The organism is Streptomyces sp. NPDC001508 (assembly GCF_040298665.1).
Classification (GTDB): Bacteria; Actinomycetota; Actinomycetes; order Streptomycetales; family Streptomycetaceae; genus Streptomyces.
Genome location: NZ_JBEPAP010000039.1, coordinates 59,784 through 68,322 on the forward strand (window position 1 = coordinate 59,784; position 8,539 = coordinate 68,322).

The 8,539-nt window shown below is 69.4% G+C and carries 8 protein-coding genes and 1 pseudogene; 3 read left to right on the forward strand and 6 right to left on the reverse strand.

From position 1 onward, the window contains the following. Positions 1–786: 786 nt before the first annotated feature. Entirely contained in the window at positions 787–1,164 is a 378-nt protein-coding gene (locus ABT245_RS29290; RefSeq protein ID WP_351738975.1) for a cytidine/deoxycytidylate deaminase family protein, read from the reverse strand. A 92-nt stretch (positions 1,165–1,256) separates the two neighbouring features. After that, positions 1,257–1,955 carry an RNA polymerase sigma factor gene (locus ABT245_RS29295; RefSeq protein WP_351738978.1) on the reverse strand — a complete coding sequence of 233 codons (699 nt, stop codon included), beginning with the start codon at positions 1,953–1,955 and terminating at the stop codon, positions 1,257–1,259. Between the two features lie 528 nt (positions 1,956–2,483). On the opposite strand from ABT245_RS29295, the gene ABT245_RS29300 reads away from it, so the two are divergent. Genes ABT245_RS29300 through ABT245_RS29310 form a run of 3 tightly spaced genes read left to right on the forward strand, consistent with a single transcriptional unit; the run spans position 2,484 to position 4,397 of the window. Then, positions 2,484–2,993 carry a phosphatase PAP2 family protein gene (locus ABT245_RS29300; protein ID WP_351738981.1) on the forward strand — a complete coding sequence of 170 codons (510 nt, stop codon included), beginning with the start codon at positions 2,484–2,486 and terminating at the stop codon, positions 2,991–2,993. Next, positions 2,986–3,927 (forward strand): decaprenyl-phosphate phosphoribosyltransferase, encoded by a 942-nt coding sequence (locus ABT245_RS29305; protein WP_351738984.1) that lies wholly within the window; start codon positions 2,986–2,988, stop codon positions 3,925–3,927. Before ABT245_RS29300 ends, ABT245_RS29305 begins: the two co-directional genes overlap by 8 nt. Further along, the gene (locus tag ABT245_RS29310) at positions 3,921–4,397 is read left to right on the forward strand and encodes a GtrA family protein (RefSeq protein ID WP_351738987.1); all 477 of its coding nucleotides are present in this window, start codon (positions 3,921–3,923) and stop codon (positions 4,395–4,397) included. The genes ABT245_RS29305 and ABT245_RS29310 overlap by 7 nt, the downstream gene beginning before the upstream one ends. A gap of 888 nt (positions 4,398–5,285) precedes the next feature. Here the strand turns inward: ABT245_RS29310 and ABT245_RS29315 are convergent. The 4 genes and pseudogenes from ABT245_RS29315 to ABT245_RS29330 all read right to left on the reverse strand — a co-directional run. Further along, positions 5,286–5,702, reverse strand: coding sequence for an SsgA family sporulation/cell division regulator (locus ABT245_RS29315; protein WP_351738990.1), 417 nt, complete (start codon positions 5,700–5,702; stop codon positions 5,286–5,288). A 296-nt stretch (positions 5,703–5,998) separates the two neighbouring features. Continuing rightward, a complete protein-coding gene (locus ABT245_RS29320; RefSeq protein WP_351738993.1) occupies positions 5,999–6,550 on the reverse strand; it encodes a DUF2637 domain-containing protein in 552 nt (183 codons plus the stop codon). Between the two features lie 175 nt (positions 6,551–6,725). After that, the gene (locus ABT245_RS29325) at positions 6,726–6,893 is read right to left on the reverse strand and encodes a hypothetical protein (protein ID WP_351738996.1); all 168 of its coding nucleotides are present in this window, start codon (positions 6,891–6,893) and stop codon (positions 6,726–6,728) included. A 489-nt stretch (positions 6,894–7,382) separates the two neighbouring features. Continuing rightward, positions 7,383–8,539: pseudogene (locus ABT245_RS29330) on the reverse strand (hypothetical protein); the annotation flags it as partial.

Sequence of the window (8,539 nt, forward strand, 5' to 3'; positions counted from 1 at the left end):
CAGCCGATCGCGCGGGCGGGTGTGCACGCCGCGCCCGCGCCGCCCGCGCCGCTTTGCCGCGGCGGCTACAGCACAGGCCGCCACAGCCCGGCCGAGCACCGTCCGCCGTGCCCGGCGTCCTGCCGCCCGCCGTCGTGCCGCCCGGCTTTCACGCCGCCGGCCGCGGGCGCCCTGGGCGTCGGTCGGTGGTCATGGTGTGGGAAGCGTGCCCGGGGAAACCGGTGGCTGGTGTGGCGTGCTTTCGTTGTGTGGGTGGTTGGGGCGCCCAGGGCGTTTGGAGTGTCGGCCCGTGGTCATCGTGTGGGAGGCGCGTCTGGGGGAGACGGCGGGCGGTGGGGTGTCCTGTCGTTGGTGGGTGGTCCGTCGGGTGGTGGGGGCGCCTTGTTCCGGGGGGCGGTTCGGCGGGTGGTTGGGGTGGTCCGGGTGTCCCCGGTGTCGGTGCGTGGTCATGGTGTGGAAGGCTCGTGAAGGCTCGTCTGGGGGAGACGGCGGGCGGTGGGATGTCCTGTCGTTGGTCGGTGGTTGGCCGGGTGGTTGGGGTGCCTTGTTCCGGGGGCGGTTCGGTGGGTGGTCGGGGGCTCTGGGTGTGCCGGGCGTCGGTTGGTGGGCATGGTGGGGGAAGCATGCCCGGGGGAGAGGGCGGACGTCGTACCGCGTCGTCGTACGGTGGTTCGGTGGTGGGGTGGTGGGGTGTCTTCGGCAGGTGTGGTGGTGCGGCGGCGCACCGCGTGGGAACACCTGACGGCACGTCGGCGTCAGCAGCGGCCCGGCCCGAGCCTCGCGTCGTCACGCCGAACCCGCTCGTGAACGTATCGGGGGGATCTCCAGCACCTCCACCGTGTTCGGGCCCGCGGTGTAGTAGGCCCTGAGCACCCCCGCCTGCGACAGCTTGTCGACACACCGGTCGCAGGGCCGCGCCAGCATGGGCACGCACGCGGCGTTGACCCGGGCCACGAACACCATGCTCACCGGAGCCCCCCGGGCGCGCCGGAGCGCGGCGTCCTCCGCGTGGAACGTGCTGTTGTGGTGATCGATGAGGGGCGAGTTCCGGTACTTGTTGGGACTCGCGACGACGACACGGCTGCCCGCGGCCAGCACGGCTCCCACCCGGTGGCGGCATTGTGACCGGGTGGCGTGCCGGATCGCCAGGCGGATCAAGTTCATCGAATTCCTTGCAGTCCGAAGGTGCCCCGCGTACGGCGTGGGCGGTGGTGAAGGGACCCCCTGCGGGAGAGGTGTTCGTCGGGCGGATCCGCTCAGACCGGTAAAAGATGGTTCAGTTCGTCGATCTCCCGGTACAGGCCCGCACAGGTGTCGCAGTCGCCGAGGTGCGTCATGACCTCTTCCGATCCGCATGCGCCGAGCCGGCCGCGGGAGTACGCGGCGAGCCGGCCCACGTAGTACGAGCACCGGCTGGGATAGCTCTTGTCGTCCAGATGAACGGAGAGGTAGGCCTGCCGTAAGCCCTCCTTGGCCCGGTAGGCCAGGGCGGCGACGCTGTTCGGGCTGATGCCCATGGTGTCGGCGATCGAGGCGGGCTGCTGGGACTGGACGATGGTGCACCACAGGATGGTTCGCCACCGGTCCGACAGCGAGGACAGTGCCTCCCGCACCAGCACGTGCTCATACTTCCTGAGGGCCTCGTTTCCGGCGGACGTCGCGTATTCCACCTCGTAGGCACTGACGTCCGGCACGGGCACCTGGCGCCCCGAGTTCCGTCCCGATTCGGTCACCAGATTGCGCAGGACACGCAGCAGATAGCTGCGGAACGAGGTGGAAGGACCGCCACCGGATCTGAGGGCTTGCAGCACACGGAAGAACGCCTCGGCGACGAAATCCTGTGCCGTGTACGCGTCACTGGTGTGCATGGAGGCCAGCCGGTAGGCGGCCCCACGGTGACGGTTGAAGAGTTCGGCGAATGCTTCACTGTCGCCGCTTCTGACTAATTGGGTCAACTCCTGGTCGTTGAATTTTGCTGGCGCAGGATCGGCATTCTGCTGGCCCGGCTGGCCGGCGGACGGTGCGTAGGGTCCGGCCGAAGAAGACAAGGCGGCTCCTGGATGAGGGATCATCGCGAGCGAGTTCCAGAGGTCGGATCCGCGATCGGCGGGTCGGCTGTGTTGATGCGGAACAGCGCATCGAGCAGCGTCGGCGCACGGTTGTCGCGTACGCCGCCGAGGCGCCGTCCGAGCCCGAGGCGGGGACAGGTTGACTCAGGGCATCGACGCAAAGGCTCCCGTGATCGCGTGAAGGATTGTCACCCCTTTATAGAGCCTTCAGATCATCCCAGATCCAGCTACGCCACGCTTTCGGCGGAAGATTCGTCTTTCAGGCCCAGGGAATATCGGATCATCCGACCGGATGTTACGCCTGCTGTCCTGGTGAAGCGCGCCGGAAACGGCATGCCGCAGAATGGGTGATTGCTCGAATTGGATCGAGTATTGCCGGGGTTTGGGCCGTCCCGACGTGAAAAGTGAGTCCACATGGATCACTTCGACGACATGGATCACCGGATCCTTGCCGCGTTTCGTGCCCGTGGCGCCGACCCGTGCCTCGGGTTCGCCGCGCGTGGCCTGTCCCTGGCCGGTGAACACGGCGCGCTATGGCTTGCGGTGGGGCTGGCGGGGGCCGCCGCGGACGGGGCGCGGCGGGCCTCGTGGGTGCGCGGGACGGCGCTGGTCGCGGGCGCGCATCTGGCGAGCATGGGAATGAAGCGGGTGGTGCGCCGTGCCCGTCCCGCGCATACGGAGCCGTTGGTGCGTACGGCGGGGCGGCACTCCTTTCCGAGTTCGCACGCGGCCTCCGCGGCGGCCGCCGCCGTGGCCTTCGGGGCGCTGGGGATGCCAGGGCTGGCACCGTTGGCGGCCGCGATGTGTCTGTCCCGGCTGGTCGTGGGAGTCCACTACCCGTCCGATGTCGCCGCGGGCGCGGCCCTGGGCGCGCTCACGGCGCGCGTCGGAACGCGCTGGATGCGGGGGCAGGCCCGTGGCTGAGACGGCGCAGCTCGAACATCGCACACACAGTCCGCGGCCTGAACGCCCCGCCCCGGGCGGCCTCTTACGCGGGATCGTCAGAACCGCACGTCCCCGGCAGTGGGTCAAGAACGTCCTGGTGGTCGCCGCCCCGGTCGCCGCCGGGCAGTTCCTCTCGGTCCATGCAGTGAGCCGGCTCGCCCTCGTCTTCGTACTGTTCACCGCGTGTGCCGCCGCGGTCTATCTGGTCAACGACGCGCGCGACGTCGAGGCCGACCGCGCGCATCCCACCAAGTGCCGTCGTCCGGTCGCGGCCGGGGACGTGCCGGTACCGGTGGCGTACGCGGCAGGGGGCGCCCTGGCGGTCGTGGCGCCGCTGGCCGCGGCCTGGCTGACCTCGCCGGCGGTCTCGGGGCTGCTCGCCGCGTATCTCGTGATGCAGTGGGCGTACTCCGTCAGTCTCAAGCATGTGCTGGTCGTCGATCTGGTGGTGGTCACGACGGGCTTCCTGATGCGCGCGATGATCGGCGGGATCGCGCTCGGGATTCCGCTGTCGCGCTGGTTCCTGATCACCACGGGTTTCGGGGCGTTGTTCATGGTGGCGGCGAAGCGGTACTCCGAGGCGCTCCAGATGGCCGGGAAGGCCGGTGCCACTCGGGCGCTGCTGAGCGAGTACACGACGGGCTATCTGCGCTTCGTGTGGCAGCTGGCCGCCTCGGTCGCCGTCCTCGGCTACTGCATGTGGACCCTGGAGGACGACGCAGCGCACACGGGCTTGCTGCCGTGGCGGCAGCTGTCGATGGCCGCCTTCATCCTCGCGGTGCTCAGATACGCCGTCTTCGCCGATCGCGGCACCGCGGGTGAGCCCGAGGACGTTGTCCTGCGGGACCGGGCCCTGGCCCTGATCGGACTGGCGTGGCTGGTGCTGTACGGCCTGGCGGTGGCCCCTTGGTGAGCCGGCGTGAGTTGCTGGGTTTTGCCGGCGTCGGTCTCCTCGGATATTCCGTCGACCTGGTGCTGTTCCTGTGGTTGGGCGGGCCCGTCGGCCTCGGCCCGCTGACCGCGAAGGCGCTGTCCTTCGCGGCGGGTTGCACGGTCGCCTACGTCGGCAACACGCTCGGCACCTATCGGCACGCGCGGTCCAGGGGCCTGCGCTCGTACGCCGTCTTCCTCGCGGTGTATGCGGCCGGTGCCCTCGTCCAGCTGCTGTGTCTCGCCGTCAGCCACTACGGACTGGGCCTGACCTCGCAGCGGGCCGACACCGTCTCGGGCGCCGGGATCGGCATGGCGCTGGCGACCGTCCTGCGCTTCTGGGGTGTGCGGGCACTGGTCTTCGGCGGCGGAGACGGAACACACAGGGGTGACGCCCGGCCCAGCGAGACGGAGGTGGTGGAAACCGCGGGGTACGGCTCGGTCGGACCGTAGCGAAAGACCCCTCGAACACCATTCGGATCTGCTGAGAAAGTGTTCGAGGAAATCGGCAGGACGGCAGGTGAATACCCGAGGGTCTTCGATGTGGGGGGAGAGAAATGCGTGATAGTCTCGGCGAGTCAAATCCGGGTGGTACTCGTTTCATCCGCCAAGGCGGCTCTATGCTGCCGGAACAGGGTGGCCGCGAATGTGATTCGCCAGATGTGTATCCATGTCTGTCGTGTGTGATTCGGGTGCCCTGAAGAACAATTGACGCCCCATGAATAGCTGACTCGACTGCTGGACGGACAACCCGGTACGGGTTCTTTTCAGCTGCGTCGGTCGGCGGACTGAGTTTCCCGGCCCAGTGAGTGGAGAGGGCTGAGCCGGGAACAGGAGTGGTGCTTTGCTCCGAGAGCATCACTCCGCCGCCAGTAGCCCGGAGTTGCCCATGTCTCCGGGCTACTGGTATGTCGGCTTTTCCCGCACCGGTGCGTGTGGCCGGGGCATGGTCCACGTCATGGTGTACGGGATCAAGCGTGACGCGTTCCGGTATGAGGCTCCAGGTGATCTTCGTCGGGCCGGTGGCCCACCAGGCACCCCGCTGAGGGGGATCGAGCACCCGGGTACGGGGAAGCCACTGGCCGCCGACCGGCGGATTCCGGCGACTTGATCGCTACACCACCCGGCGGGACACCATCTGTGGCAGTCCCGCCCCCGCCGATGGACGGCAGTCACCTGCCGCAGGCAGAGGGAACAGTGGAACAACGGGAACGTACGAGGTCAGGCCCGCACGACCCGGCCCTCCCAGGCCATCGCCCCGAGGCCGGCGAAGGGAACGACGGGCCGGAGGCCGGGACCTGACGGGGCATGGCGCCCCGTGTCATCGGTCCGCGGCCACCCTCAGACCTCGCCCAGCAGGGCGGCCAGCCCCCTGTCCAGCGCCGGTTCGACGTCTTCACTGCCACGGTCGACCAGCGCGTACGAACGCAGCAGGAAACGACGCAGCACAGATGTGTCGAACTTGGCCACGGCCCTGCCCTCGGCGCCCCGGAACTCCATGATCGTGTAGGCGGGGCCGCAGGGCCAGATGTACACATCGCCGATGCCGGCGGGCTGGTAGAGGCCCTGGGCCAGCAGCTCACGGGCGAACGTCCAGGTCATGTCCCGGTCGTCGGGGGAGACCAGCGACGGGAAGTCGATGTGCACCGCCAGCGGATCGGCGCGGCCGTAGCGCAGGGCCACGGGGATCAGAACCTGCTGATTGGGCGCGGCGATCAGCCGGGCACCGGCGGCCTGCCTGAGCATGCCGTCCGTCACCGGGCTCCCCGCAAAGCCCCAGCCGGGCAGGCGTCGGCCCGCCTCCGGGGCTCGCCGGTCCGCCCGTTCTTGACGCGTGAATCTGAACATGGAGATGAGATGTGTGTCTTTCTGTGGGTACGGCATCACCGGGCGGCGCGCACGGCGGAGGGCCTGCTGATTTGCGCGGGCTGTTCCCCCTCGTCGCCATGAGTGCGGACGAGGGGTGCCCGGTCCTTATAGGGGCTGACCTCGGGTGTTCCCGTTGTTCCGGTGTTCCCCTTGATTGAGCGTGGCGCCTGCGCAGACCGTCGGCGTCAGGGACGGACGTGGCCCCGCTTCGGGCTGTGCATGGCGTGCTGGGGGTGGTACCGGTAGGAGAACTGACTGACCAGCTCCTGGAAGCAGGCCAGCGCGGTGAGCGGCGGAATTCCGGCGACGGACATCATCAGGAGGGACTTCGAGGAGTTTCCGACGCAGAGCGCGACCGACCCGACGGAGGCGGTCACGATGACGGTCCAGGACCAACGGGCGGTACGGCGCTGGAGGGACGCCCGCATGATGGACAGCCCCGCCGCGAGCCAGGGCCCGTACAGCATCCACGGCCACCAGCGTGCCAGGCTCTGCGGCATGAACAAGGAGGCGACAGCGCGCAGTTGCTCGTACGAATAGGAGATGGACCAGCCCAGCATGGTCATGGCGCACGCGATGATGGCCGTGAGCAGGAGGGTGGTCGGCCTGATCCTGGGCCGGCCGGCATGGCTGCGGTTCCTCGACCGGGCCGCCCGCTGGGGGGCCGGAGCCCGATAGGCGCCGTGCCCGGACGGACTTGAGTAGGCGGGATCCATGCCGGATTCCATGTTCAGCATGTGAGCCAGTTCCGCGTCGAGATCCCAGCCACCTCCCGCCGTTGTCGCCTCAGGGGTGTGCTGACACCAATGCGCCTGAATCGTGTTGCACTGCTCGCAGTAGGGAGCTGACGGTGCTTCGTATCCGACGTTCTGGGTGAACTGGGTGCCATAGGGATCCCACCTGTCCCGGATCTCATCCATGTGCGCCCGCATTCATCGAGTCGCGCTCCGCCTTGAGGGTCCTGTCGAGCAGCTTCTCCAGCAGCACCGCGTACTGCCGGAGATGGGCCCGCGCTGCGGTCGGATCCAGCCACGGTCCGCCGTATCCGAAGGAGTTCGGATCAACCGGTGTGAGGGGCATCCGTTTCTGACGCGCGCAGACCGTTTCATTCCAAGTCACGGTCACCTAACGAGCGTCATGAGCATCAAGACATCCAGCTTTCGGGGGACTCCTGCCGTGTTATTACCGGCTCGGCAGATCAGATGTGCCGAGCGAACGGCTGCCGCTGCGGTGGGTCGGTCCTTCCGCGCTTCCGGCGAGGGCGCGGTGGGTGGTGGTCGGGTGTCCGGTGGGGTGGGTGATGGTCGTCGGTGTGGGTCAGTTGGGGCGTTGGTGGGGGTGTTGGCGGATGCGCAGTGGGTCTCGGTGCCAGGTGCCAGGTGGTGTCCCTAACTGTTTCGGCGAGCCGGGTGGGGATGGCCGGCATGACGGATCGGGATCGGTTGGGGCGGACCGCGGTGGACTATGCGGCTGACGGCGGAGATGTCGACGGCCTGGGGGCGCCGGTGGCTGAGGGCGCCGACCGGGGCCTGGCGATGCCGAGGGCTGGACCCCGCTGCATTGTGCCGCTCAGCCACCGGTGCCCCGGCCGTCGAAGTCCTGCTGGCCGCGGGTGCGGCGGGCGATGTCGTGGACGTCATGGCAATACGCCGTTGTGGAGGGCGGCGTTCCGTGGGCGAAAGAGGGACGATCCGGCCTCTCCCGGAAGCCGGTGCTGACCCTGACCGGGCCGACGTTCATGGCGTGAGCCCGAGGGTGCTGTCGGCGTGGATCACCGACTATGACGTGGCTGCTCACCTTCCGGCCCGCCACAAGCGCCGCCAGCGCCGCGGGCACACGCCGCTCCGACCACGGCCGCCGCGCCGGACCGCCGGTAGTGCCCCGCGTGGCCGGGGCCGCGGGCCCGCCCGACCAGGACCCGGCAGGCGGGGTCAGAGCGCGCACCCGGACCCGCGGGCGGGCGACCGCGAGTCCGGTGAGCGCGGCCGTGCGGCGCGCCACATGCCGCCGCACCCGGTGGCCGGACCTCGCGATACCGGCCCGATAGGGGAGCGCGAGAACGACCGACACGGTGGCCCGGCCACCGCGCGTCCCCACCTTCGCGTTGACGGCCCCGACGTCTCCCGGGGGCAGCGCCTCGCGCGCGGCATGCTCGGCGATGCGGCGTACCGCCCGGTCGCTGACGGTGGTCCGCCCGCGTTCCCCGGCCCCGACCACACCCGGCCCGGCCCCGACCTTGCCAGAGCCAGCCCCGACCATGCCCAGACCCGCCCCGGCGGCACCCATCCGGGCCCCGGTGTTGTGTGCCTTGGCATCGGCGATGCCCGAGCTGGTCCCTGTCGTGCCCGAGCCCGCTTCAGGGTTGCCCGTTTCGGTGATGTCCGAGCCTGTCTCGGTGTTGTGTACCTCTGCGGTGTCCGTGCTCGTACCCGCCTCTGCCGTGCCCGTCCCGGCCGTACTCGCTCCTGTCGTGCCCGAGCCCGCTTCAGGGTTGCCCGTTTCGGTGATGTCCGAGCCTGTCTCGGTGTTGTGTACGCCTGCGGTGTCCGTGCCCGTGCCCGCCTCTGCCGTGCCCGTCCCGGCCGTACTCGCTCCTGTCGTGCCCGAGCCCGCTTCAGGGTTGCCCGTTCCGGTGATGTCCGAGCCTGTCTCGGTGTTGTGTACGCCTGCGGTGTCCGTGCCCGTGCCCGCCTCTGCCGTGCCCGTCCCGGCCGTACTCGCTCCTC